Here is a 25,233-nt window from a genome sequence, read left to right as displayed (position 1 = left end):
TCACACCCGATCGCGCTGGGTCCGCCAAATCCCGATCTGCCGCCCCGCGCACTAGACTCGACACGCTGCGGCCGTGCCGGCCGCGCCCGGCCCTACGGGCCTCGTTCGCCCTCGTACAGCCCTGTCTCCGCCCGGAAGGCTCCTGCATGTCCACCCAGTCCCGCTCCGACCTGCGCAACGTCGCGATCGTCGCCCACGTCGACCACGGCAAGACCACGCTGGTCGACGCGATGCTGCGCCAGGCAGGCGCCTTTACCGCGCACCAGGCCGAGAGCGTCGCCGACCGCGTCATGGACTCCGGCGACCTCGAGCGCGAGAAGGGCATCACCATCCTCGCGAAGAACACCGCCGTCCACTACGCCGGCCCGGCCGGCGGCGGCGAGCCGATGGTCATCAACATCATCGACACCCCCGGTCACGCCGACTTCGGTGGCGAGGTCGAGCGCGGCCTGTCGATGGTCGACGGCATCGTGCTGCTCGTCGACGCCTCCGAGGGCCCGCTCCCCCAGACGCGCTTCGTGCTGCGCAAGGCGCTCAACGCCGACATGCCGGTGATCCTGGTCGTCAACAAGACCGACCGCAGCGACGCCCGCATCAGCGAGGTCGTCGACGAGTCCTACGAGCTGTTCATGGACCTGCTCGACGAGTCGCACAGCCAGGACGCGCTCGACTTCCCGGTCGTGTACGCCTCGGGCAAGGCCGGCATCGCCTCGCTCGTCCAGCCCGAGAACGGCTCCATGCCGGAGGGCAGCGACCTCGAGCCGCTCTTCAAGACGATCCTCGAGACCATCCCCGCCCCGCAGTACGACGACGACGCGCCGATGCAGGCCCACGTCACCAACCTCGACTCCTCGCCGTTCCTCGGCCGCCTCGCGCTGCTGCGCATCCACCAGGGCACCCTCAAGAAGGGCCAGACCGTGGCGTGGATGCGTCGCGACGGCGAGGTGAAGAACGTCCGCGTCACCGAGCTGCTGGTGACCGAGGGCCTCGAGCGCAAGCCCGGCGAGTCCGCCGGCCCCGGTGACATCGTCGCGATCGCGGGCATCCCCGAGATCACCATCGGCGAGACGCTCGCCGACGCCGAGAACCCGATCGCGCTGCCGCTCATCCACGTCGACGAGCCGGCCATCTCGATGACCATCGGCACCAACACCTCGCCGCTGGTCGGCAAGGTCAAGGGCTCCAAGGTCACCGCCCGCCTGGTCAAGGACCGCCTCGACGCCGAGCTCGTCGGCAACGTCTCGTTGCGGATCCTCCCGACCGAGCGCCCCGACGCCTGGGAGGTCCAGGGCCGCGGCGAGCTCGCGCTGGCGATCCTGGTCGAGCAGATGCGGCGTGAGGGCTTCGAGCTCACCGTCGGCAAGCCGCAGGTGGTCACCCGCGAGATCGACGGCAAGCTGCACGAGCCGTTCGAGCGCCTGACCATCGACGCGCCGGAGGAGTACCTCGGCACCATCACCGAGCTCCTCGCCGCCCGCAAGGGCCGCATGGAGGGCATGACCAACCACGGCACCGGCTGGGTCCGGATGGACTTCGTCGTCCCCTCGCGCGGCCTGATCGGCTTCCGCACCGACTTCCTCACCGAGACCCGCGGCACCGGCATCGCGCACCACATCTCCGAGGGCTACTTCCCGTGGGCCGGGGAGATCCGCTCGCGCAACAACGGCTCGCTCGTGGCCGACCGCGCCGGCGCGGCGACGGCGTACGCCATGACGTCGCTGCAGGAGCGCGGCGTGCTCTTCGTCGAGCCCGCCACCGAGGTCTACGAGGGCATGATCGTCGGCGAGAACTCCCGCGCCGACGACATGGACGTCAACATCACCAAGGAGAAGCAGCAGACCAACATCCGGTCCGCCACCTCCGACAACTTCGAGAAGCTGATCCCGCCGAAGCGCCTCTCCCTCGAGCAGTGCCTGGAGTTCTGCCGCGAGGACGAGTGCGTCGAGGTCACCCCGGAGATGGTGCGCATCCGCAAGCTCGTGCTCGACGCCAACGCGCGCGCCAAGACCGCGAGCCGCGCGCGCAAGGCCAACAAGTAGGTCCGGCCGCATCCGACCGGGCGTCCTCGTCCTGGGGCATGATCGAGGCATGGAGCGGATGGTGCCCGGGGTGATGGGTCGCGAGGGTCGGTACGTGCTGCCGCAGGCGTCGGGACCGCGCGCCGCCGACCTCGTGCTGGCCGGGGAGCCGCTCCCCCTGACCGGGACGATGCGCATCTACACCTGCGGCATCACGCCCTACGACGTGACCCACCTCGGCCACGCGGCCACCTTCGTGTGGAGCGACCTGCTCGTCTCGCTCGCCCGCCGGCTCGAGGTCAAGACGGTGAGCAGCCGCAACGTCACCGATGTCGACGACGTGCTGACAGCGGCGGCTGCGCGGACCGCGCAGCACTACGACGAGATGGCTGCGATGCAGGAGTTCCAGTTCGATCGCGACATGCGTGCGCTGGCCGTCGCCCGCCCCGACCTCACCCCGAAGGCGCACGCCCACGTCACCCAGGTCGTCCAGCTCACCGACGCCCTGCTGCGCACCGACGCGGCGTACGTCGTAGGCGGGACGGTGTTCTTTCGCGCACCGGACGACCTGGACCGCCACGGGCTGGGCGAGGAGCAGGCGGCGGCCGCCCTCGCGGAGTTCGGGGACGACGCCGACGACGGGCGCGAGACCAGGTGGGACGTGCCGCTGTGGAGGTCCTCGGGCGACACCGACCCTGCGTGGCCGAGCCCGTGGGGCTGGGGACGGCCCGCCTGGCACGTCGAGTGCTCGGCGATGGCGGCCACCGTCTTCGGCGCCTCGGTCGACGTGCTCGCCGGCGGCGCCGACCTCGCCTTCCCCCACCACGCCTACCAGGCCGCGATCCTCGAGGCGGCCACCGGCACCCGGCCGTTCGCCCGCCGCCAGCTCCACGTCGGCACCGTGCTCGTCGACGGCGCCAAGATGGCCAAGTCCGCGGGCAACCTCGTCCACGTGAGCGACCTGCTGGCCGAGCACGAGGGCTCCGCCATCCGGCTGATGCTGCTCAACCGCAGGTGGTCGGACCCGTGGGACTACACGGCCGCGGAGCTCGCCGATGCCACCGACCTGCTGGCCCGGCTCCGCGCGGCAGCGGCGCCCCCCGACGGTGACGGCGCCGGCGTGGTCGCCGCCCTGCTGGCCGACCTCGACGTGCCTGCCGCGATCGGCGTCGCGCTCCGCGACGGCGGCGAGGCCGCGCGCACGCTGCTGGCGGTGCTCAGGCTCTGACGTGGAAGGCTGGGCCCGTGAGCGACTCGCCCGACCACCGCCGCAGCCCGCCCGCCCAGACCGACCCCGAGCTCGCCGAACAGCTGGCCGCCTGGCTCGAGCAGCTCGGCCTCGCCGACCAGCTCGCCCCGGCCGGGCTGCCGACGTACGAGCGCGCGGGCGCCGACGTGCGCTGGACCGAGCCCGCCACCGGCGAGCAGCTCGGCGCCGAGCGCCTGGCCGAGCTCGACCGGCTGCTGCGCGCGCAGGGCGACGACCCCGCCCACGCCGTACCGGTCGCGCTGGTCCGGCTGCGCCGCGAGACCCGGCTGCGGCAGGAGCTCCTCGACGGCGGCTGGCTCGACTACGCCGGGGTCGCCGCGCTGAGGGGCGTCTCGACCAACGCCGCCCGCTTCGCCGTGCACAAGGCGGCCGAGCGGCGCACGCTCCTGCTCGTCGGGCACGAGGGGGCCATCCTGGTGCCCAGGTTCCAGCTCGACGAGACGGGCGAGGTGCGCACCGAGCTGCTGACGGTGCTCGAGCCGCTGCTCGCCGCGGTCGACCCGTGGCGCGTGTGGATCTGGCTCACCAGTCCCGCCGCGCTGCTCGGCGGCGCGGTGCCCCACGAGGCCGCCCGCGACCCCGAGGAGCTGCCGGTCGTGCAGCGCGCCGCCGTCGCCCTGGCCGAGCGGGCTCGCTCGACGCAGGGCTGACGCGGGGCCGACACGGGGCCGCCCGCGGGCCGCGATCAGTCGGTGGTGACGACGGCGAGGGCCTCGATGCGTACGGGCTTGTTCTTCGCGACGACGATGCGCAGCTTGCCCTTGCGGGCCTTGCCGAGCTCGAAGGTGCGCAGCTGACCGAAGGCGCGGCCGCCGGCGAACCGGACCACGCCGAGCTTGCGCTTGCCGAGGAACACGCGTGCGGTGCCGCCGTTCTTCACCTTGCCGAAGACCAGCACGATGCGGTCGGTGGCCGGGACCCGGGTGACGAGCTCGGAGCCCTTCGTGCGCGAGGTGATGTAGTCACCGAACGTGGCGCGCCGGTCCTTCTTGCGGTCCCACGAGCCCTTCCGCGCGAAGGTGCTCTCGTCGCGGGGCACCGTGAAGGTGACGGTCGCCGGAGTCGGGTCGGCGACACCGGCGGCGTTGACCGCGGCGACGCTGACGGTGTGGGTGCCGGCGCGGAAGCGACGCTCCAGCCCGGTGGCGTCACAGGGCACCGTGTCGTCGTCGACGCGGCAGACGAACGTCGCCGGCGTGACGGTCGAGGCGTAGGTGATCGACTGGCGGCGCTCCAGCACCACGGAGCCGTCCGCGGGCCCTGACGTGATGGTGGTGTCGGGGGCTCCCGGGGGCGGGGTCGTCGGGTCGGTGGTGCCCGGGGCGGCGGCCAGGGCGAACGACGCGTCGTTGACGTCGAAGAAGTAGTTGCCGACCGCCTCGATCTTGATCCGTACGTCGCCCGCGGTGACGTTGGGCATGACGAGGGTCTCCGAGCCGTCGTTGGGCGTCGACGCCGCGAGCACGGTGCCGAAGGTCGCACCGCCGTCGGTCGACAGGGAGATCCTCACCGAGGAGGCGAGGCCCTGGGTGTCGTTGACGGCCCAGGTCACGGGGACGGCGGAACCACCCGCGACGGTCGCACCGGGTGCGGCCTGCGACGTGACGAGGAACGGACCTGCGGAGTCGTCGACGGTCAGCTCCACGTGGTCCCAGGCGACACCGCCGCCGTTGGGGAAGAGGTCGCGCGCGGTGAGCCGGAAGCTCATGACGCGGTCGCCGCCGCCGTCGGCGCTGCCGAGGTAGTCGGCCGTCGGCAGGAACTCCGAGTAGCAGTCGAGCAGCGGGTCGGGCAGCTGCTGGTTGGTGGGACCGGTCGGCGTCAGGCACGTGCCGGAGGCCGCGTTGGTGTTGCCGGCCAGGACCTGGGCCATGTCGGGGAACACCCGCGTGATGCTGCCGTCGGCGATGTTCAGGCCCGGGGACGGGCTCGTCAGCGTGCCCGCGTCGGTGACCACGGCGTCGTCACCGAAGACCCGGAAGAGCGGCCCGTACTCCTTGAGGTTGCTCGCCAGTCGCGTGCCCTCGCCTGCGTTGGTCTGCTCCCAGAGGTAGACCAGCTCGTCGCCGTCGGCGTCGGTGCCGGAGACCCCGGTGAGGGCGAAGGGCGTACGGACGGGGACAGTCCTGTCGTCGGGCGCGACGACGACGGGGGCGGCGTTGTCGGCGACGTCGGGCTGGCCCGGGACGGGAACGCCGTCGTTCTGGGCCGGGCCGCCGCGCGAGGTCTCGCCGACGAAGCCGGTCACGCCACCGGGCTCGACGGTGAGCTCGGCGACGTCGTCGAGCACGTCACCGGGACCGGGGATGATCGACGGCACGTCGTTGAAGATCACCTGGAAGCCGCGCTCGTCGGGGATGCCGACGACGGGGGTGTAGCCGAACTGGTCGAAGCCCCACTGGGCGATGGAGACGTCGCGCCCGGTGAGGCCCTCGATCGCGACGTCGAGGCCGGCCGTGTTGTAGGCCGCGAAGGGCACCGTCGTGGTGTCGCCGTCGAAGCCCAGCACGAGGCTGTCGCCGACACCGAAGCCCTCGGTCAGCGAGACTGTCCGGACCTCGACGTTGTCGTAGGCGACCGCGCGGTAGGCGTCGACCTCGTCGATGGTGAGGAAGGAGAAGTAGGGGTCGGTGTGCGGCTGGAGGTCGTCCTGGCCGCAGATGCCGGCGTACGCCATCACCGACGAGCCCGACCCGGGCTCGACGGAGGCCTCGGAGATGTTGCCGCCGCACGCGCCGAGCGCACCGTTGAAGGTGTGGTTGCCGGCGAACTGGTGGCCGATCTCGTGGGCGACGTAGTCGATGGCGAAGAAGTCGCCCTTGGGCTCGGGCAGGCCGGTGCAGCCGCCGCCCTTGTAGTCGCCGCCGACGACGCCGAGGTAGGCGATGCCGCCGCCGTTGACCCCGAGCGCGACGTGGCCGACGTCGTAGTTGGAGGCACCGATGAGCTGGCCGAGGACGGTGCGGTTCTTGCCGAGCGTCGGCACGTCGCAGAAGTCGAGCTCGCTCGGGGTGTCGTCAGCCGGGACGTCGGGCGTGCCGTTGTCGTCGTAGGGCTCGAAGCACGGGGCGACGCCGCAGGGGCCGTTGGCTCCGGTCGCCTCGGCGTAGGTGTCGAGGTTGAGCAGCTCGGTGCCCTCGACGAGACGCAGCTCGGTGGCGAGGTCGTCGTTGTAGATCTGGTTGACGCGGTTGATCAGGGTGACCTTCTCCGCGAGCACGTTGTCGGTGCCGAAGTAGGCGGCGTAGGACGGGTCGGACGTCAGCGCGAGCCGGTAGTAGTGGCGCTGCACCGGCTGGCCCGGGCCCGTCGAGCGCTCCGTCGTGCGGTCCTCGGCGGCGGCGACGACGGCCTCGCGGATCGTCTCGATCTCACCCTCGGCGCGGCGCTGCTCCGGCGCGGGCAGCGCCACGGCGCTGTAGCTCAGGTGCGTCGTGGTGCCGCGCCGGTTGTAGGCCGGGTCGACGTACCAGTCGCCGAGGCCGCCGGGCGTGCGGACGAAGGCGTGGAAGCCCATCGGCGTGACGTCGAGGGCGATCGTGGCGCGCGGGTCGTCGATGCCGACGCCGGACCACGTGCGGATGTCGGCGTTGGCGGCGGCCAGCCCCGACTCCATCCGCTGCGTCGGCTCGACGCGGAAGTCCTGGAGCGACCCGTCCGGAGCGGGGACCTGCACCACGGCCCCACCGCTGCGCGGCAGCTCGGCGCGCAGGGCGGCGAGGTCGACGCGGGTGGCGGCGTACGCACGCGGCTCCACGCGGATCCTGGAGCCGGTGGGCTCGAACCCCCGCAGCGGGGCGAACGTACGGTCGTCGGGCGCGGCGGCGACCGGGACGATCGAGCTCAGTGCACCTGCTCCCACGACGAGGGCGAGACTGGCGGCGAGACGACGTACCCGAGACGACAACACGTGCTCCTTCGAAGGCGGAGCTCGCAGCGTAGGTCTGCCCGACAGACCCGCGCCATCCCTCCTTGGTAGCGGGTCCGGTCAGTCCGCGACCGGCTCCGCGCGCAGCGTGGGCGCCAGCACGACGAGGCCGAGCAGCGGCAGCACCGCGAGTACCAGCAGCGCCACGGGCATGCCCAGCGGTCCGCTGATGCCCGCGACCACGGCGGAGCCGACGCTGCCGCCGATGAGGAAGAGCAACGTCGAGACGCCCAGCGCGACCCCGCGTACGTCCTGGTGGACCGCGTCGCCGACGACGGCGCTCAGGGCAGGTTGGCCGAGGCCGAAGGCGAAGGTGACCAGGATGATGCCGACCACCAGCACCGTCGCGCTCGTCGCCCAGGCACCGACCGTCGCCACCAGCAGCGCGGCCGAGGCCACCAGGCCCGCGACGGCGAGGGCGCGACTGGGCCCGATCCGGTTGAGCATCGGTCCGGCGACCCGCGGGACCAGCAACGCCACGCCGGCGCTGGGCACCATGGCCAGGCCGACCTGCCACGCCTCCCAGCCCTCGGCGAGCAGCACGGCAGGCAGCGCGATGAGCATCGCGAACCACGACGCGGGGACGGCCGACGCCGCGACCGCGCTGCGGACGACGGTGGCGTTGCGGATGACCTCGACCGGGAGGAAGCCGTCGGGGCGCCGGCGCACGGTCGCACGTACGGCGGGCACGCCCAGCACGAGCAGCCCGGCTCCGATGGCGGCCACCAGCAGGCCCGCCGAGGGCGACTGCACGAGCAGCACCATGCCGGCGGCGGTGAAGGCGACGAGGATCGCGCCGATGACGTCGAGCCGGGCGCCGCTGCCACCGGTCGGCAGGGCCCGCCAGAGCAGCGGCACGACCAGCGCGCCGAGGATCGGCAGCGCCATCACGGCGCGCCAGCCCCAGGCCGCCTCGACGAGCCCGCCGATGAGCGGTCCGAGGCAGCTGACCGCCGCTGCGACTCCCGCGAGCCGGCCGAAGGCGAGTCCGCGCACCTCGCCGGTGTACTTCGCGGACAGGATGGTCACGCCGAGCGTCGGGACGGCCGCGGCGCCGGCGCCCTGCAGCATGCGCGCGCCGAGCAGCACCTCGAAGGTGGGCGCGAGGGCGGCGACCAGCGCGCCGATCGACATGAGCACCAGTCCCGCGAGCAGCGGACCGCGGACGCCGACGAGGTCGGAGATCCGGCCGTAGAGGGCGGTGGTGACCGCCAGCATCAGGACGTAGAGGCTGATCGCCCAGGCCGCCAGGCCGGAGCTGACGCCGAGGTCCTCGCCGAGCAGCGCCAGCGCCACCGCGGCGCTCGACGACCCCATGCCGGCCAGGCCGAAGAGGAGCCCGAGCAGCAGCGAGACGCGACGCGAGTCGTCCGCCTGTGCGGTCGTGGCCGCGGTGTCGGGGGCGGCGTCGGGTGCTGGGCTCATCGAGGAAGGACAACAGCGGATGGAGTGCGGTTGTTCCCTCCGAAGTGCCGCCGTGCGGCGCGACCAGCACCTACCCTGAGCCGCATGACCACCCCCAGCGGCGCCACACCCGGGTCGGGCCCCGGCGACGAGGCCATGCGCATGTGGATGGCCGCCCGCGACCGCGCCGAGGCCGCCCGGGAGGCGACGCTGGCGTCCGACGCCGAGCGGGAGCGGGTCTGCGAGCTGCTCAACAGGGCCTTCAGCCAGGGACGCCTCACCCCGGCCGACCTCGACGAGCGCACCTCGCGCGCCCTCACGGCCCGTACGCACGGCGACCTCGAGGACGTGCTCGCCGGACTCGCCCCGAGCGGGACGAGCGCGATGTGGACCGAGCGTCCCGAGCGCGGGTTCCTGCCCCGGCTGGTCTTCTGGATCGTCGGGCTGCTCACGTCACCGTTCGTCCTCGGCGGCTCGCTGTTCGTGCTGTTCGGCGACGGCGTCGGCGAGAAGGTCTTCGGGATCGTGCTGCTGGTGATCTTCCTGCCCGGCCTGATCGCCCTCTACCGCTGGGCGCACCCGAGGCACTGACGGGGGTCACCTCGCCAGAGCCGTACGGTTTCGCACATGTCGCAGGCACCTGTCGCCGCGCTCGTGGTCGTGCTGACCCTCGTGGCCGTGCTGCTCACGAGCGGCGTCGCCAAGCTCCGTGACCGCCGCGCGACCCGGGACTCCTTCACCGCGCTCCGGGTGCCGGCGATCGTGCCTGCCGACGTCGCTGCCGCGGCCCTGCCCTGGGTGGAGATCGCCGCAGCGGCCCTGCTGGTCGTGGCCCCGTCCGGCTGGCTGGCGCCGGTCGCCCTGGTGGTCCTGCTGCTGATGCTGGCCTACACCGCGCTCGTCACGCGGGCGCTCACCTTCGACGAGCCGGTGACGTGCAGCTGCTTCGGGAGCATCGGCCGGCACGAGGTGGACACCACGACCCTTGTCCGCAACGTGCTCCTGACCGTGCTCGCCGCCGCGGTCGTGTGGTTCGCTCTGGACGGCGGATCGGTGCCGTCGGCCCTCGGCGCCCTGGACGGCGCGGGCTGGTGGGCGCTCGCGGCCGCTGGCGCCGCGGCGACGGTCGCGGTCCTGGTGGTCGGTGCGCCTTCTGGGGCGGCTGCCGCAGGTCCGAGCGACGAGGACCTCCTCGACTACGAGCGCCAGGCCACCCCGTACGGCGCCCTCACCCTGCACGACGGCACGAGCACGAGCCTCGCGCAGCTCGCCGCCGTCCAGGCCCGGCTCCTCGTCGTCCTCAACCCCGGCTGCGGGCCGTGCGTACGCACCGCGGCGAAGCTGGACGACTGGGCAGCCCGTCTCGCTCCGGCCGTCGGCGTGGTGGCGATCTATCCGGACGAGGCGTCGGCGCGGGCGGCCGGGGAGCACGCGTACGACCTCGCCGCCTGGGAGCCGGAGCTCAACGTCCGTCGTGTCTTCTCCGTCGCCGCGCCCGCGGCGGTCCTGCTCGGCGCCGACGGCTACCTCGCAGGGGGTCCGGTGGACGGGGAGGACGAGGTGGCTGCGTTCGTGGAGGACGTCCTCGGCGTGCTCACGGAGCAGCCGAGCCCGGCCGAGTGAACGCGCAGGCCACCTACGATCGGCGGGTGCCCGATCTCGCCCTGTCCGTCGTGGTGCCCACTCGCGGCGGTGCGACACGGCTCCCGGTGCTCCTCGAGGCACTCGCCGCCCAGCAGGTCGACGAGCCGTGGGAGGTCCTCTTCGTGCTGGACGGGGACATCGACGGGAGCCGCGAGATCGTCGAGGCGTACGCCGGTCGCGTCCCGTTGAGGATCGTCGAGCGAGCCGGCGGCGACGGGGTGTCCGCCGCCCTCGCGGCGGGCTACGACGCGGCGCTCGGCGAGATCGTGCTCCGCTGCGACGACGACCTCGCGCCCCGGCCCGGCTTCCTCGCGGGACACCTCGCCCGCCACCGGGCGCGCCCAGCGGGCGCCCCGCCACTCGGCGTCGTCTCGCTCACCCGGGACGTCTTCCGTGACACGCCCTACGCGACGGCGTACGGGAGGCCCGCCAACGAGCGCCTGATCGCCCAGGCGTACGCACGCCCGCCCGAGCAGAGGTGGCTGCACTGGGCGGCGTGCAACTCCGTGCCGAAGGCGGCGTACGACGCCGCCGGCGGATTCGACCCGACCGTGACCTACCGCGAGGACTCCGAGCTCGGGCTGCGTCTGGCTCGTTGCGGAGTCGAGATCGTCATCGACCCCGAGCTCGAGATCGAGCACCGCGGGCCTGCCCCCGACGCCGAGTCGCGGGTGGCGCGGGCGTTCACGTCCGGCGCCTCCGAGCAGGCCCTCGACCACCGTCACCCTGGAGCCGTCGACGATCTCCGCTCCGATGGACGATCGCCGTGGGACCACCTGGTGTCTCGAGGGGCACGCAGCATGGCGTCCCACAGAGCCGCCCGCGAGTGGGGCCGACGGCTGGACCGTCTGCTGCCTTGGATTCCGCGGACCGTGCGCGGCAAGACCGTGTCACTTGCCGTCGAGGCTGCTGCGGCAGGAGGGCGCCGGTCAGGAGCGACCGCCTGGGTGCGGGACAGCACTGACCTGCCGATCACCCTCAACGTCATCTACGACATGAGTCTCGATCAGCACGAGCGCGAGTACGCCGACCGGATCCGGCCCAGCCGACTCCCCTACGGGATGGAACGCCTCGAGGAGCACGGCATCCGCTTGATCGAGGCGCCACGCTACCCACCCACGAAGATCACGACGGTGATCGAGCACCGCACCGGCGTGCGGCTCCAGCCTCTGCGCGCATGGCACGCAGCCCGGCGCGCCGACGCCACGCTTGCCGTGTGGGAGCACTGGGCTGAGCTTCCGGCGCTGCTGCATCGGCTGCCCGGCCCGTATCGGAACAAGCCCATCTTCACCTTGGTGTGCTGGGCGGCCGAGGACCTCCGTACCGGCGATGCACGCAGCAGGGCCCGAGCACGTCGAGTCGTCGAGGCATCAGACCTCATCCTCTTCCTGAGCAGCAACCAGCGCGACATCTTCCTCGCGAACGGTGCTCGCCCCGAGCAGCTCGTCTGCCTCTCCTTCGGGATCTCGACCGACTTCTTCAGCGGTGACGTCACCTCGCACCGGGACGTCGAGTTCCTTGCCGTCGGTGTTGACCGGGGCCGCGACTACCCGACCCTCATCCGAGCAGTGGAGGGCACGGATCTCAGAGTCAAGCTGCTCACCACACCCGCACGCGCCGAGTCGCTGGAGCTCCCCCCCAACATCGAACCGGGCGGCGTCCTACCTCCCGATGAGTACAGGAACCTCCTGCGTCGCACCCAGGTGGTCATCGTTCCCACCCACGACTACGCCTACCCCACTGGTCAGACCGTGGCACTCAACGCCGCGGCATCCGGCTGTGCGGTCATCGTGAGCAACACCGCCGCGATGTCTGACTACTTTTCAGCAGAAACCACTGCGCTGATGCCGACCGTCGGTGACGCTGGTGACCTGCGCTCGGCAATGGTTCGACTACGTGACGATCCCCACCTGAGGCTGACGATCGCTTCACGAGGGCAGGAGCACGTTCGGCAAGGTCATCCCAGTCATGTGATGTGGGACCAGGCAGCGGAACGATTCCGCAGCTTGCTGACGATCGACCAGCACACTCACCCGAAGGCTTGAACATGATCGCAGCGGGCGCCGCGGCTCGACGTGAGCCGCCCTCTGTGTCGCCCGGTACGCCTTACCCGGGCCTCAACTTCCTGCGTCTCGTGCTGGCCGCCGCCGTTCTCGTCTCCCACGCGTTCCCGGCCTTCGGCCTCCCGGAGCCCCAAGTGGCCGGCCGCAGTCTCGGCGGCTGGGCCGTGCTTGGTTTCTTCGCCCTGTCCGGCTTCCTCATCGCTGGATCGCGACGACGGCTGCCTCTGTCGTCGTTCATCGCGCGCCGGGTCGGCCGGCTGATGCCGGGCTACTGGGTCTGCCTCCTCGTCACCGTTCTGGCGGCCTCGGCCTTCACGTCCGCCCCGATCTGGGGAGCCGACGGCGGCTTGAGTCACGTTCTCAGCAATGCCCTGCTCTACCAGGCGAACAGCGACATCGCTGGCACGCCGCTGGACGTTCCCCACGCCGGCGTGTGGAACGCGTCCGCGTGGACACTGCCCCACGAGTTCCTCTGCTACGTCGCGGTCGGCCTGATCTACAGCGTCATCCGCGGGCTCCGGACACGGGAACGAGTGCTGGCCGTCTCGACCTGGTCGGGCCTGGTCGTACTGCAGGTCGCGCTGCCCCACACGCCGCTCGACAGCGTGTTCCTGAAGCAGTTCAGTCTCTTGGCGCCCCTGTTCTTCGGAGGCGTCGTGGTGGCGGCCTGCCTGCCGAAGATGACCTTGCGGCCAGTCCATGCAGCAGTGGCGGCACTCGCCTCCGCGCTGCTCGTCGTTGTCGAGCCTCGATTCGGTGCCTCTCTCGCGGCGCCGCTGGTAGCGGCTGTGCTGCTGTCGCTCGGGCGAGCCGGCGGTCCCAGGCTCATCCAGCGGCACGACATCTCCTACGGCGTCTACCTGTACGCCTTTCCTGTTTCGCAGGTGCTCGTGGGCGTCTGGGATGACGGCTGGAGCTTTCCGGCGTACGTGCTGGCAGTGGGAGCGATCACGGCCACCCTGGCTGTCGCGAGCTGGGTGCTCGTGGAGCGCCCTGCCCAGGTCTGGGTCAAGAACCGCGTGCGCGCCGGAGGCGCCTCAGGCCGGCATACGCCCTCGGCCACCGGACTCGGGCACGCTCCAGGAGTGCGTAGCGATGCCGCAGATCGTTCAGCTCATCCATCAGCTCGAAGCGGTGGCGGATGAGAGCCTCCGGATGCTCGGCGTACAACCCGACGTTGTTCCGGAAGATCTGGGCGTAGATCTGTACGTACTCCTCCCTGGAGTACCCGTGGTTCATCGACGAGCTGCGTATCCGGTAGTGGAAGTAGCGGCCGTCGAGTCGCCGCACCCCCCGCCCCAACGAGATGATCCGCAGCCAGAAGTCGTGATCTTCCCGCCCTCGTCGCATCGTCTCGTCGTAGCCGCCCACGGCGGCCCAGTCGTCACGACGGAACATCGCGCAGGAGAAGATGCAGTTCTCCACGAGGATTCGGTCGACGTCGAAGTCGGGCAGCGCCCAGTCTCCCTCCACCTCCCCGAACTTGTCGGCCCTGGAGTACACGATGCCAACGGTGCTGTCCGCTGACATGACGTCAACGGCCTCGGGCACGTAGTCCGGTTCGATCAGGTCGTCGGCGTCCAGCGGGAGTATGAACGTGCCGGTGGCGCGCCGGACTCCCGCGTTACGAGCGGCCGGTAGCCCGGAGTTCGGCTGTTGCACCCGCAACACGCACCCCGGCAACGAGTCCAGCGCGACCCGGGTGACCTCGTCGGTCGAGCCGTCGTCCACGACGATGACCTCCAGGCGCTCGTACTTGCTCGCCAGAGCGGACTCCACGGTCTCGAGGAGCGTGTCCCCTGCGTTGTAGCAGGGAATCACCACGCTCACCACCGGGAGGTCGGACACCGCGTCGGACAGCGGACTCTCGTGCGGCACTCGCCCATCGTGACACGATCCGGGCGACGCGGAAGCAGCAGTCCGGAGTGCCCCTGTTCCGTGCGACTCGCACCTACACTGCTCGGCATGACGTCGGCACCTGCGCCGCAGGAGCTTGCGCACAAGGCGGTACGCGGCGTCGCCGTCACCACTCTGGCCCAGGTCCTGCGACTGCTCATCCAGGTCGCGTCGGTCGTCATCCTGGCGAGACTCCTCACTCCTCGCGACTACGGCCTGGTCGCCATGGTCCTTGCGATCGTCGGCGTTGCGGAGCTCCTGAGGGACATGGGGCTCTCGCCAGCCGCCATCCGGGCTCCGACGCTCAGTCGTCAGGAGCGGGACAACCTGTTCTGGCTCAACACCGCGGCTGGGGCATGCCTCACCGTGGTGGTCGTCGTCGTGGCTCCGCTCATCGCCCAGGTGTACGACCGACCCGAGCTGGCGGCGATCGCGTGGGCGTTGGCACCGACGTACTTCTTGTCCGGCCTGGCCACGCAGTACCGCGTGGACCTGACGCGGCGTCTTCGGTTCGGGGTCCTGGCTGCCATCGACGTCGCCTGTGCGGTGATCCCCTTGGCCATCGGCGTCGTGGCAGCGGTGCTCGGAGCCCACTACTGGGCGCTCGTGGCCCAGCAGCTGTCCTCCGGGGTACTGGCGTGTGCCCTGTTGCTCGCGGGCTGCAGGTGGCTGCCACGCCCGTATCGCCGTGACACCCCGGTCGCGCACTTCGTGAAACTGGGCATGTCCTTCGTCTTCGGGGGCCTGATGAGCTACGTCACGCGCAATGCCGACAACGTCCTCGTCGGCCATCAGTTCGGGGCAGCCTCCCTCGGCGCCTACACCCGGAGCGTGCAACTGGTGCGAACTCCGCTCGCGCAGCTGCAGGCGCCGTTCGGCACAGTGGCGCTTCCCGTCCTCGCAGGCGCTGGAGACGATGACGAGCGGATGATGTCGGGAGCCCGTCGAGCGCAGGTGGCGCTCGTCTATCCCATCCTCGCGGGAGTCACGGTCCTCGTGGTCACGGCTCCGGCGTTCGTGGAGATCGCGCTCGGGGACTCGTGGGCGGCAGCGGCTCCGATCATGGCCTGGGTGGCAGTGTCAGGAGGCCTCGCCTGCCTGACCATGCCGGTCCTGTGGGTCTTCGCTGCCAGGGGATTGGGCCGGGCGATCACGAGCTACAACGCGATCGCCACGGTCATCGCCCTGTTCGCGATGTTCCTCGGGCTGCAGTGGGGGGCTCCGGGAGTCGCAGCCGGGGTCGCGGTGGCCCAGCTGGTCGCACTTCCTCTGGCGCTGTGGATCCTCCGGGCAGAGGGCCGGCTCGCAGTCGGGCCACTTGCCTTCTCCGCGTCCCGGGTCCTGGCGCTGTCATTGGCGGCGGGTGCGCTGGCTGCTGCGGTGCTCCGGCTGGCCGACGGGGTCACATCACCTGTGGCACAGGTGCTGCTCGCAGGGGCGATCGTCTCTGCGGCCTTCGCTGCAGCCGCAGGCGTGAGCGCCTATCGACGCGACTACAAGGACATCTGGACGATGGTGCGTCTGCTCCGGCGGCGAGCCGAGCCCGCGACGGACTCGGATCCGTCGGATCGAAGCGACCCGGTGCTCTAGGGTTCGACGCAGTTCTAGACGTCCGCGCCAGATGGGATGACAGTGTCCGGCAACCGCATCCTGCTGGTCGCCCCCGCCTTCCACGACTACGGCGACTCCATCGCGGGGGCTCTGCGCCGTGCGGGGCACGACGTGGTCGTCCACGCGTACGACGCCAACGCGACGGTCGGCGACAAGCTGCGCACCAAGCTCGTCCACGAGCTGCCGAGCCGGCTCGGCTCGACGTCGGGCGAGCTCGCCAGGCAGCGCACGCTGACCGCCCGCGCCGTCGCGGCCGTCGTCGCGAGCCGGGCCGAGGTCATCATCACGGTCAAGGGCGACGTCCTGGGCACGGACTACTGGGAGGCGGTCGACGCCTCCGGCGCGCGCCAGCTGCTGTGGCTCTATGACGAGCTCGCCCGGATGGACCTCGACGACGACGTCCTCATGACCCGGCCCTCGATCGTGTCGTACTCGCCCCACGACGTGGCCGCCCTTCGCGCCCGCGGGCTGCGCACCGGTCACGTGCTCGACGCCTTCGACCACACGGTGCCGTTCACCCCGGTGCCCAGCGACGAGGTCGTCTTCATCGGCGCGCGCTACCCCGACCGCACCCGCCTGCTCGAGGCACTGCACGAGCGCGGCGTGCCGGTCCGGGCGTACGGCCGCGACTGGTCGCGGCACCCGGTGGACCGGGCCCGCACGTGGCAGCTGAGACGGCCGGACGTGCCATCCGCGCGAGGGGTCGATCGCCCGACCGCCTACGGCCTGACGGCCGGCGCCGTCGCCGCGCTCAACTCCCACACCGACCAGGACGGCTTCACGATGCGCACCTTCGAGCTGCCCGGCACCGGGTCGCTCCAGCTCATCGACCGCCCCGACGTGGAGGCGCTCTACGAACCGGGCCGGGAGGTGCTCGTGTTCTCCGACGTCGACGAGCTCGCCGAGCTCTGCCAGCGCGCCCGCACCGACCGCGACTGGGCCCGTGCGATCGCCGAGCGCGGCCGGGCCCGCACCCTGGCGGAGCACACCTTCGACCACCGGGTGTCGCTGCTGGAGCACGCATGGGCCTGATCCACGCGAGCGACCTCGCCGCGTGGCGCCGGTGGCAGCAGTCCCGGCACCGCCTGCGCCAGGTGCGCCACGCCGTACGCCCGGGCCCCGGGCCGGCGCCCGAGAGGTTCGTGCTCACGACGTACGACCCCGAGCCCAGGCTGCTGGTGGCCCTCGACTCCGCCTCCCCCACCAGCCACGCCGCCCTCGTCGAGCCGCTGGCCGGGCTCGACCTGCCCGTTGCCGTGCTGTCCCCCGGGCCCGCACCCGACCTCGACGGACGCCAGCCGCTGACGCAGCAGGAGGTCGGCGCCGACCTTCCCGCCGCCCTCCGCGGGCTCGGCGCGGTCGTCTCGCTCGGCCACTACCTGCCACGCGGCGAGCTCGCGCACCGCTGGGCGCGCGGCCTGGGCGCCCGGTCGATCGTGGTGCAGCACGGCGCCCTCACGCCGTACGCGCCCCCGCTCCCGCCGGACGCGCACCTGCTGGCCTGGAGCGATGCCGACGCAGAGTTCTGGAGGTCGGGGAGGGCGGACGTCGACCACGAGGTCGCCGGGAGCCAGCTGCTCTGGCGCGCGGGCGAGCAGCGACCGGATCCGGACGCCGACACCAGGCTGACCTACCTCGGCCAGATGCACGCCGCCGAGCTGCCCCGCGCGCGGCTGGTGCAGGCAGCGGCGACGTTCTGCCGTTCCCACGACGCGGTCTACCGACCGCACCCGTCGGAGCACGACCGGCTCTCGCGGCTCGCCCACGAGGGCTTCCGCCGCCTGGGCATCACCGTGGACAGCTCGACCCCGCTGGCCCGCTTGACGGGACCGGTGGTGAGCGTCTTCTCAACCGGCGTGATCGAGGCGGCTGCCCAGGGACGTGACGCCTGGGTCGACTTCCCGCGACCGCCCGCGTGGCTCGCGGAGTTCTGGGAGCGTTATGGCATGCACCGCTCCGGAAGCACCCCGACGCCACCGCCCCCGCGTCCGGCGGTCGAGCCGGCCCGGCGCGTCGCCGAGGTCCTGCAGGAGGCCGCCCGATGATCACCCTGTGCGTCATCCCTGCGCGGGGCGGCTCCAAGGGCGTCCCGCGCAAGAACCTGCTCGACGTGGGCGGCAAGCCGCTCATCGTCTGGACGATCGAGCAGGCGCTGGCGACGCCCGGCCTCGACGTCGTCGTCTCGACCGACGACGAGGAGATCGCCGACGTCGCCCGCGGAGCCGGCGCCCGCGTGCCGTGGCTGCGACCTGCCGAGCTCGCCCAGGACACCACCCCGACCGAGCCCGTGGTGCGGCACGCCATCGAGCAGGTGACCGCCGAGCGCGGTCGACCCGACTCGGTGATGCTGCTCCAGGCCACGTCACCGGTCCGCCACGAGGACACCCTCGGACGTGCCCTCGCCGAGTTCGCAGAGACCCGCGTGGACTCGATGGTCGGCGTCGTCGAGCAACCACCGTTCATCTGGCAGGCCGGCGACCCGCCCAGCGCGGCGTACGACGTCGCGGCACGCCCGCGGCGCCAGGACCTGACCGACGAGGCCCGCCGCTACCGCGAGACCGGCTCCCTCTACGTCACCCGCACCGAGGTCTACGAGCGGCACGACAACCGGCTCGGCGGCCGCATCGGTCTGTTCGTGATGGCCGAGGACGAGGGCATCGACATCGACACCGAGCTCGACGTGGCGCTGGCCGCGAGGTTGTTGACTGCGCATTGAGCGGACTGCCCACGCCGTGGCGATCCGCTGGATACCGTGGTCGGGTACGTACTCCCAGGGAAGGCCCTCGCCTTGATCATCGAGCGTGACCTCACGCCGTACGTCGTCTACTCGGGCGACCCGGTCCTGCGTGCCCTGGAGAAGATCACCGCCAACAAGGCGCGCGTGATCTTCCTCGTCGACTCGCACGGCCACCTCGACGGCGTGCTGTCCGACGGCGACTTCCGGCGCTGGGTCAGCAGCGCCGCCAGCCTCACCACCGACGTACCTGCGATCGAGGCGGCCAACACCTCCCCGCGCAGCCTGCCGATCGGCAGCAGCCCGGCCGAGATCTCGCACGCCTTCGGGTCCGGCATCGACCACGTCGCCCTCGTCGACGACCGGGGCCACCTCGTCGCGATCGCGATCAACCGGGCCGACGAGCTCCGCATCGGCCGCCACGTCGTCGCGCCCGACGCGCCGGCGCTGCTGATCAGCGAGATCGGGATCAACCACCAGGGCGAGGTCGGCCTCGCCAAGCAGCTCGTCGACCTGTCCGTCGAGGCCGGCGCCGACGTCGTGAAGTTCCAGCTGCGCGACATGGACTCGCTCTACCGCCAGGGCTCGTCCGGCTCCGGCGGCGAGGACCTCGGCCCGCAGTACACCCTCGACCTCCTCGCCAAGTACGACCTCGGCGCCGACGGCCTCTTCGAGGTCTTCGACCACTGTCGCGACATCGGCATCGACGTGATGTGCACCGCCTGGGACCCCGTCAGCGTCGACCGCCTCGTCGACTACGGCATCACCTCGCTCAAGGTCGCCTCGGCCGACATGACCAACCACGCGCTGCTGCGCCACATGGCCGCCAGCGGCACCCCGATGGTGATCTCGACCGGCATGTCCACCGAAGGCGAGATCCGCGAGACCGTCGACCTGATCCGCAGCACCGGGGTCGCGCACGCCTTCCTGCACTGCCAGTCGACCTATCCGGCGCCCTTCAAGGACGTCAACCTCGCCTACCTGACCCGGCTCGCCGAGCTCACCCAGGCGCCGATCGGCTACTCCGGCCACGAGCGCGGCTTCCACGTCGCGCTGGCCGCCGTGGCCCTGGGCGCCCGCATCATCGAGAAGCACTTCACCGTCGACCGCGACCTCGAGGGCAACGACCACAAGGTCAGCCTGCTCCCCGGCGAGTTCAAGGAGATGGTGCAGCGCGTCCGCGAGGTCGAGGAGGCCCTCGGCACGTCCGCGCCGCGCGCGGTCTCCACCGGCGAGATGATGAACCGGGTCAACCTGGCCAAGTCCCTCGTCGCCGCTCGCCGCATCGAGGTCGGCGAGACCCTGACTGACGCCGACATCGACATCAAGAGCCCCGGCCGCGGCCTCCAGCCCAACGCCTACGACCGGCTCGTGGGGCGTACGACCACCCGGGCGCTCGACGCCGGTGACTTCTTCTACGCAACCGACCTCGGCGACGCCGCCCCGCGCGGGCGGGCCTACGACTTCGACCGGCCGTGGGGCCTGGCTGTCCGCTACCACGACATCGACGCGATGACGAAGGACACCACCCCGGACTTCCTCGAGTTCCACTTCTCCTACAAGGACCTCGACCTGCCGGTCGCCGAGGTCTTCGCGAAGTACGACGGCGGCCTGCCGATGGGCTTCACCACCCACTCCCCCGACCTGTTCGCCGGGGACTTCCTGCTCAACCTCGCCTCCGAGGACGACGAGCACTGGGAGCGCTCGATCCGCGAGCTCCAGCGCGTCGTCGACACCACCCGCGAGATGCAGCAGCACTTCACCCGGGGCGCCGACGCCAAGGCCGACACCGAGGGCCCGGTCATCGTGGCCAGCCTCGGCGGCTTCACCACCGACGCCTTCGTCCGCCCCGAGCAGCGCGAGGCGATGTACGCCCGGGTGGCCGCCGGCCTCGCACGCGTCGACGACTCCGGCGTACGGCTCTGCGCGCAGACGCTGCCGCCCTACCCCTGGTACATGGGCGGCCAGCTCTACTGCAACCTCTTCGTCGACCCGCGCGACACCGCGGAGTTCGCTGCGCGCCACGACCGCCGGCTCTGCTTCGACGTCTCCCACTCCAAGCTCTCGGCCAACTACCTCGGCATGCCCTTCGCCGAGGCGACCGACCGGCTGGCGCCGCACACCGAGCACCTCCACCTCGTCGACGCCACCGGCGTCGACGGCGAGGGCGTCCAGGTCGGCGACGGCGAGATCGACTGGGCGGTGCTGGCCCGCCAGCTCGACGCGATGGCACCGGGCGTGAGCTTCATCCCCGAGATCTGGCAGGGCCACGTCAACGACGGCGAGGGCTTCTGGATCGCCCTCGAGCGGCTGGAGCAATGGTTCTGAGCCAGCCCACTGCCCCACCGACGGCACTGTGGGTGGTCCCGGTGAGCGACCTGGCCGGGGTGGCTCGGCACGTCCTCGACGTCGCCCGCGCCGGCATCCCGGGCTGGCGGCTGGTGGTCCTGGCACCGCCTGGTGATCTGCCCGCGCAGCTGCGCGACGTGGGCGCCGAGGTCCACGAGGTTCCGTTCGGACCCGACCACGGCCTGCGGGCGTCCGTGGCCACGCTGCGCCGCGTCGTACGCCGCGAGCGTCCGGCCGTGGTGCACAGCCACCTGGCGTACGCCGACATCGTCGTCGCCCTCGCCGCCGGGCGCGGTCCGCGGCTGGTGACCACCGAGCACGGCATCGCCCGCGACGACGCCGTCTACCACCACTCGTCCGCCCGGACCCTGGCGATGGCAGCCGTCCACACCGCCCGGTTGCGTCGCTTCCACGCCGCGATCGCGGTGAGCCGCGCGACGGCCGAGGCGGTGGTCGAGAAGTGGCACCCGCGGGTGGCGCCGGTCGTCGTCCCCAACGGGATCGACGTGGTTTCGAGGCTCGCTGCGGAGCCCGGGGTGCGCGTCCTGTCGCTGGCTCGCCTCGCGCCGGAGAAGCGGCTGCCCGCGCTGGTCGACGCCTTCGCCGTGCTGCGCCGCGACCACCCCGACGCCCGACTGACGCTGGCCGGCACCGGACCGGAGGAGCCGGCCCTCCGCCAGCAGGTCGACCGCCTCGGTCTCGGCGACGCCGTCGCCCTGCCGGGATACGTCGACGCCGCGCGGGCGATGGCCGAGCACGACGTGCTGGCGATGCTGTCGGTCTGGGAGAACTGCTCGTACGCCCTGCTCGACGCCGCCGCCCGCGGGATGGGCGTCGTCGCGAGCGACGTCGGCGGCAACCCCGAGATCCTGCCGCCGACCTCGCTCGTGGACGCCGACGACACCGCGGCGGTCGCCGCCGCGCTCGCCGTCCAGGGCCTCGACGTCACCGCCCGCCCGACGCTGCGCGACTGGCCGACGGTGGCGGACATGTGCGCCCGGATCGCCGCGACCTACGCCTCGACAGGGGCGGGCTGATGGCGCGCATCGACACCCCGTGGAACCTGCCGGACCGGACCGTCCTCCGCGCCGACCTGGCGGACCGCGAGATCCGGGCGACGGACTTCCTGCTGATGGCCGTCCTCCCGTTCCGCACCGTCGAGGTCGCGGGACTGCCGGTCAATGAGCTCGCCATGGCGGCGCTGGTCGGCCTGAGCCTGTTCCGGCCGGCCCGGGGCGGAGCCCGGCTGCACGAGGCGGTGGTGCTCGCCCTCGGCGCCCTGCTCGCGCTCCTGCTCTACTCCGGCGTGGCCAACGACGTCGACTGGGTGCGGCGCCTCGGGCACGTCGTCATCCTGGCCGGCCTGGTCTGGGCCCTCGGCACCGGCCGGGTCTCGATGCGGTCCGCCGGCGCGGGCCTCGGCGCCGGGCTGGTCGCCGTCATCGGGCTCGCCCTGTTCGACATCGGGGGCGACACCTACCCCGGCCGGCTGACCGGCTTCCTGGGCGACCCCAACGCCGGCGCCTTCTTCATCGCCGTGCTCGGCGTGCTCGCCGTGGTCTTCGCCGACGACCGGTGGAAGGTGCGACTCGTCGTCGCGGTACCGCTGCTGGCCGGCCTGGTGCTGACGTTCTCGCGCACCGGTCTCGTGGCCGGGACGTTCGCGATCTTCTGGGTCCTCGCCGGACGGCGCCTGGGGGCTGCTGGTGGCGTCGCGCTCGCAGCGGTGCTCGTCTGGCTGGTCGACAACATCCCGGAGGGCCTCGTCCTCTACGGCCCGTTCTCGGACCGGTCCGGCAGCGACTCCCTGCGCGAGCGGATCATCGCGCAGGAGCGGGTCGAGCTCGCCGATGCCGCCTGGTACGGCAACGGTCCCGGCACGGCGCAGGTCAAGGTCCGCGACCTCGACTTCTTCTTCCACAACAGCTATCTCGCCGTCCGGCAGGAGGGCGGCTGGATCGCGCTCCTCCTCGTGCTCGGCCTGATGGCCTTCGCCTTCCTCCGGCTCTCGCGGCACTCGCGCGCCGGCGACCTCGCGGCCGCAGGCGCACAGGCAGCCCTCATCGGCGCGGCGGTCATGGCGATCACCCTCGGCGAGGTGCTCCTCGACACCCCCGTGGCGATCGCGTTGGGCTTCGCCTTCGGCCAGGCGCTGCGGCCACCACCGGAGGACGTGGCGGATGCCTGAGCGGATCCACCTCGCCGCCAACAACCCCGACCTGGGCGGCGGCGAGCAGGTGCTGCTGCGCCACGCCGAGGTCCTGCTCGACCTCGGCCACCCGGTGACGGTCGTGGCGGCGGACTCCCCCACAGAGGTCCTCGACGCCGCCGCCGGCGTCGGCGCGGACGTGGTGGCGATCCGCGCCGACGGCCGGCGCGACCACGTCCGCCGGCTGCGCGCCTGGGACCGTACGGAGCGCGACGGCGTCCTGTGGTGCCACGGGCTCGTGCCTGCACTGGCGACGGCCGGCCACGCGCGACGCATCGTGCACCTCCACCAGGACCCCCGCGGCCGGACGCAGGCGGTCGCGGCCCGCGTCGCGCGCCGGGGCGCACTGGCCACCCTCGTGCCGTCGTCGGACATGGCGGGACGGGTGGCCGGCAGCCGCGCGCACGCCAACTGGACCTCCGACCTCCCGCTCCTCGACCGGCCCGCCGGGCGGACCGGCGACGTCGGCTACCTCGGTCGGATCTCGACCGACAAGGGCGTCGACGTCCTCGCCCGCGCCGTGGCCCGTACGGACGCCGCGGGCACCCTGCTCCTCGCCGGCGACTCGCGCTACGTCGCGGAGGCCGACGTGCGCACCGTCGAGCACGCGCTCGCCGGGCTCGGTCCGCGAGCCGTACGCCTCGGGCACACCAGCCCCGCCGACCTGTTCCGGCGCGTCGACGTCGTCGTGTTCCCCAGCGTCTGGCCCGAGCCCTTCGGCCTCGTGGTCGCCGAGGCCATGGCGGCCGGTGTCCCGTTCGTCATCTCCGACGCCGGGGCCCTGCCCGAGGTCGCCGGGCCCGGCCACCCCTGGGTCGCTCGCGCCGGCGACGCCGACGACCTGGCCCGGGCCCTCGAGCGCGCGCTCGGGGCCACCCCGGAGGAAGTGCGCGACGTGACCGGGCGCGCGCGCCGCCGTTGGGAGGAGCAACACTCGCCGCGGGCCGGTCGGCTGCGGGTCGAGGCCCTCCTCACCGACCTGGGGATCTCATGACACGGCCACCCGTGGCGATCGCCCACGACTACCTCACCCAGCGAGGCGGCGCCGAGCGCGTCGTCCTCACGCTCATGCGCGCCTTCCCCGACGCGCCCCTGCACACCACCCTCTACGACCCCGACGCCACCTATCCCGACTTCGCCGGCGCCGACGTCCGTACGTCTCCCCTGAACCGGCTCGCCCCCCTCCGCCGCGACCACCGGCTCGCCCTCCCGCTCCTTGCCCCGGCCGCCTCCAGGATGCGGGTCGACGCCGACGTCGTGGTGGCGTCGAGCAGCGGCTGGGCCCACGGCTTCGAGACCGGCGAGCGGACCCGCACGGTCGTCTACTGCCACAACCCGGCCCGCTGGCTCTACCAGACCGACGAGTACCTCGGCGGCGCCGCCTGGCGCTCCCCCGTGGGCCCGCCGCTGCTGGCGATGCGGCCTGTCCTCAAGCGGTGGGACCGGCGCCGGGCGGGCCAGGTCGACGTCTACCTCGCCAACAGCCGCGTCGTGCAGCGACGCATCCGCGAGACGTACGGCCGCGACGCCGAGCTGCTGCCCCCGCCGCACGGCATGGACGCCTCCGCCCCGACCGAGCCCGTGCCCGAGCTGGAGGGGTGGGACCCCGGCTACGCGCTCGTGGTCTCGCGGTTGCTGCCCTACAAGAACGTCGACGCCGTCATCGAGGCCGTCCGCGGCACCGGGCGCCGCCTGGTCGTGGTGGGCCGCGGGCCGGAGGAGTCGCGGCTGCGCGCCACGCTCCCCGACAACGTCCGCATCCTCGGCGGCCTCCCCGACGCGCAGCTGCGCGGTGTGTACGCCGGGGCGGGCGTCCTCGTCGCCGCCAGCCACGAGGACTTCGGCCTGGCCCCCCTCGAGGCGGCCGCCTTCGGGGTCCCCGCGGTGGCCCTGCGCGGCGGCGGGTTCCTCGAGACGGTCCTCGAGGGCGAGACGGGTGTGTTCTTCGACCGCCCCGACCCGGACCAGATCGCGGTGGCCCTCGACGTTTCCGACCGGCACGGCTGGGACGGTGCAAGACTGCGGGCCCGGGCCGAGGAGTTCGGCGAGGCCCGGTTCATCGACAGGATCCGCACCATTGCTCTGGGGGAAGGGACGGTGGCCTGAC

At 72.3% G+C, this 25,233-nt stretch carries 18 protein-coding genes and 1 pseudogene; 16 read left to right on the top strand and 3 right to left on the bottom strand.

Features of this window, described 5'->3' with window-relative positions; all coding sequences use genetic code 11:
* The first annotated feature begins 146 nt into the window (after positions 1-146).
* The 3 genes from typA to AC57BS_RS10940 are packed head-to-tail and all read left to right on the top strand — an operon-like array spanning position 147 to position 3,938.
* Complete coding sequence (gene typA / locus AC57BS_RS10950) at positions 147-2,039, top strand: translational GTPase TypA (RefSeq protein WP_496411473.1); 1,893 nt, start codon at positions 147-149, stop codon at positions 2,037-2,039.
* Between the two features lie 49 nt (positions 2,040-2,088).
* On the top strand, positions 2,089-3,246 hold the full coding sequence (locus AC57BS_RS10945) for a cysteine--tRNA ligase (RefSeq protein ID WP_496411472.1): 1,158 nt from the start codon (positions 2,089-2,091) through the stop codon (positions 3,244-3,246).
* A 17-nt stretch (positions 3,247-3,263) separates the two neighbouring features.
* Entirely contained in the window at positions 3,264-3,938 is a 675-nt protein-coding gene (locus AC57BS_RS10940) for a hypothetical protein (RefSeq protein ID WP_496411471.1), read from the top strand.
* Positions 3,939-3,973: 35 nt separating this feature from the next.
* Here the strand turns inward: AC57BS_RS10940 and AC57BS_RS10935 are convergent, their stop codons facing one another.
* Together AC57BS_RS10935 and AC57BS_RS10930 are read right to left on the bottom strand one after the other, a co-directional pair.
* On the bottom strand, positions 3,974-7,195 hold the full coding sequence (locus AC57BS_RS10935) for a reprolysin-like metallopeptidase (protein WP_496411470.1): 3,222 nt from the start codon (positions 7,193-7,195) through the stop codon (positions 3,974-3,976).
* Positions 7,196-7,276: 81 nt separating this feature from the next.
* On the bottom strand, positions 7,277-8,641 hold the full coding sequence (locus AC57BS_RS10930) for an MFS transporter (protein WP_496411469.1): 1,365 nt from the start codon (positions 8,639-8,641) through the stop codon (positions 7,277-7,279).
* Positions 8,642-8,725: 84 nt separating this feature from the next.
* On the opposite strand from AC57BS_RS10930, the gene AC57BS_RS10925 reads away from it, so the two are divergent.
* The 4 genes and pseudogenes from AC57BS_RS10925 to AC57BS_RS10910 all read left to right on the top strand — a co-directional run.
* Positions 8,726-9,211, top strand: coding sequence for a DUF1707 SHOCT-like domain-containing protein (locus AC57BS_RS10925; RefSeq protein WP_496411468.1), 486 nt, complete (start codon positions 8,726-8,728; stop codon positions 9,209-9,211).
* Between the two features lie 36 nt (positions 9,212-9,247).
* Positions 9,248-10,243, top strand: coding sequence for a TlpA family protein disulfide reductase (locus AC57BS_RS10920; protein ID WP_496411467.1), 996 nt, complete (start codon positions 9,248-9,250; stop codon positions 10,241-10,243).
* Between the two features lie 26 nt (positions 10,244-10,269).
* On the top strand, positions 10,270-12,309 hold the full coding sequence (locus tag AC57BS_RS10915; protein WP_496411466.1) for a glycosyltransferase: 2,040 nt from the start codon (positions 10,270-10,272) through the stop codon (positions 12,307-12,309).
* 2 nt (positions 12,310-12,311) lie between these two features.
* Positions 12,312-13,289: pseudogene (locus AC57BS_RS10910) on the top strand (acyltransferase family protein); the annotation flags it as partial.
* A 46-nt stretch (positions 13,290-13,335) separates the two neighbouring features.
* On the opposite strand, the gene AC57BS_RS10905 reads toward AC57BS_RS10910, so the two are convergent.
* Positions 13,336-14,205, bottom strand: a complete 870-nt coding sequence (locus tag AC57BS_RS10905; RefSeq protein ID WP_496411465.1) for a glycosyltransferase family 2 protein — start codon at positions 14,203-14,205, stop codon at positions 13,336-13,338.
* Between the two features lie 87 nt (positions 14,206-14,292).
* On the opposite strand from AC57BS_RS10905, the gene AC57BS_RS10900 reads away from it, so the two are divergent.
* From AC57BS_RS10900 to AC57BS_RS10860, 9 genes are all read left to right on the top strand, one after another.
* The gene (locus AC57BS_RS10900) at positions 14,293-15,813 is read left to right on the top strand and encodes a lipopolysaccharide biosynthesis protein (protein WP_496411464.1); all 1,521 of its coding nucleotides are present in this window, start codon (positions 14,293-14,295) and stop codon (positions 15,811-15,813) included.
* 42 nt (positions 15,814-15,855) lie between these two features.
* The gene (locus tag AC57BS_RS10895; RefSeq protein WP_496411463.1) at positions 15,856-16,866 is read left to right on the top strand and encodes a CgeB family protein; all 1,011 of its coding nucleotides are present in this window, start codon (positions 15,856-15,858) and stop codon (positions 16,864-16,866) included.
* Entirely contained in the window at positions 16,857-17,879 is a 1,023-nt protein-coding gene (locus tag AC57BS_RS10890; protein WP_496411462.1) for a prephenate dehydrogenase, read from the top strand. Before AC57BS_RS10895 ends, AC57BS_RS10890 begins: the two co-directional genes overlap by 10 nt.
* Positions 17,876-18,550, top strand: coding sequence for an acylneuraminate cytidylyltransferase family protein (locus AC57BS_RS10885; RefSeq protein ID WP_496411461.1), 675 nt, complete (start codon positions 17,876-17,878; stop codon positions 18,548-18,550). The genes AC57BS_RS10890 and AC57BS_RS10885 overlap by 4 nt, the downstream gene beginning before the upstream one ends.
* A 72-nt stretch (positions 18,551-18,622) precedes the next feature.
* On the top strand, positions 18,623-20,896 hold the full coding sequence (locus AC57BS_RS10880; RefSeq protein WP_496411460.1) for an N-acetylneuraminate synthase family protein: 2,274 nt from the start codon (positions 18,623-18,625) through the stop codon (positions 20,894-20,896).
* Positions 20,897-20,937: 41 nt separating this feature from the next.
* The gene (locus AC57BS_RS10875; protein ID WP_496411459.1) at positions 20,938-21,954 is read left to right on the top strand and encodes a glycosyltransferase; all 1,017 of its coding nucleotides are present in this window, start codon (positions 20,938-20,940) and stop codon (positions 21,952-21,954) included.
* The gene (locus AC57BS_RS10870; protein ID WP_496411458.1) at positions 21,954-23,105 is read left to right on the top strand and encodes an O-antigen ligase family protein; all 1,152 of its coding nucleotides are present in this window, start codon (positions 21,954-21,956) and stop codon (positions 23,103-23,105) included. The genes AC57BS_RS10875 and AC57BS_RS10870 overlap by 1 nt, the downstream gene beginning before the upstream one ends.
* Positions 23,098-24,120: a glycosyltransferase family 4 protein gene (locus tag AC57BS_RS10865; RefSeq protein WP_496411457.1), complete on the top strand. Its 1,023-nt coding sequence runs from the start codon at positions 23,098-23,100 to the stop codon at positions 24,118-24,120. The genes AC57BS_RS10870 and AC57BS_RS10865 overlap by 8 nt, the downstream gene beginning before the upstream one ends.
* On the top strand, positions 24,117-25,232 hold the full coding sequence (locus AC57BS_RS10860) for a glycosyltransferase (protein WP_496411456.1): 1,116 nt from the start codon (positions 24,117-24,119) through the stop codon (positions 25,230-25,232). The genes AC57BS_RS10865 and AC57BS_RS10860 overlap by 4 nt, the downstream gene beginning before the upstream one ends.
* Position 25,233 lies beyond the last annotated feature (1 nt).

This window comes from Nocardioides sp. BGA-UO-ETr-FS32 (assembly GCF_059567905.1).
The sequence above is the reverse complement of the archived record's forward strand: the minus strand, read 5'-3'. Positions and strand labels throughout refer to the sequence as shown.

Excerpts from the sequence above, each read along its gene's own strand:
- AC57BS_RS10860 (WP_496411456.1), top strand. The coding sequence starts at position 24,117 with ATGACACGGCCACCCGTGGCGATCGCCCACGACTACCTCACCCAGCGA.
- AC57BS_RS10945 (WP_496411472.1), top strand. The coding sequence starts at position 2,089 with ATGGAGCGGATGGTGCCCGGGGTGATGGGTCGCGAGGGTCGGTACGTG.
- AC57BS_RS10885 (WP_496411461.1), top strand. The coding sequence starts at position 17,876 with ATGATCACCCTGTGCGTCATCCCTGCGCGGGGCGGCTCCAAGGGCGTC.
- AC57BS_RS10870 (WP_496411458.1), top strand. The coding sequence starts at position 21,954 with ATGGCGCGCATCGACACCCCGTGGAACCTGCCGGACCGGACCGTCCTC.
- AC57BS_RS10930 (WP_496411469.1), bottom strand. The coding sequence starts at position 8,641 with ATGAGCCCAGCACCCGACGCCGCCCCCGACACCGCGGCCACGACCGCA.
- typA (WP_496411473.1), top strand. The coding sequence starts at position 147 with ATGTCCACCCAGTCCCGCTCCGACCTGCGCAACGTCGCGATCGTCGCC.
- AC57BS_RS10920 (WP_496411467.1), top strand. The coding sequence starts at position 9,248 with ATGTCGCAGGCACCTGTCGCCGCGCTCGTGGTCGTGCTGACCCTCGTG.
- AC57BS_RS10865 (WP_496411457.1), top strand. The coding sequence starts at position 23,098 with ATGCCTGAGCGGATCCACCTCGCCGCCAACAACCCCGACCTGGGCGGC.
- AC57BS_RS10890 (WP_496411462.1), top strand. The coding sequence starts at position 16,857 with ATGGGCCTGATCCACGCGAGCGACCTCGCCGCGTGGCGCCGGTGGCAG.
- AC57BS_RS10925 (WP_496411468.1), top strand. The coding sequence starts at position 8,726 with ATGACCACCCCCAGCGGCGCCACACCCGGGTCGGGCCCCGGCGACGAG.
- AC57BS_RS10900 (WP_496411464.1), top strand. The coding sequence starts at position 14,293 with ATGACGTCGGCACCTGCGCCGCAGGAGCTTGCGCACAAGGCGGTACGC.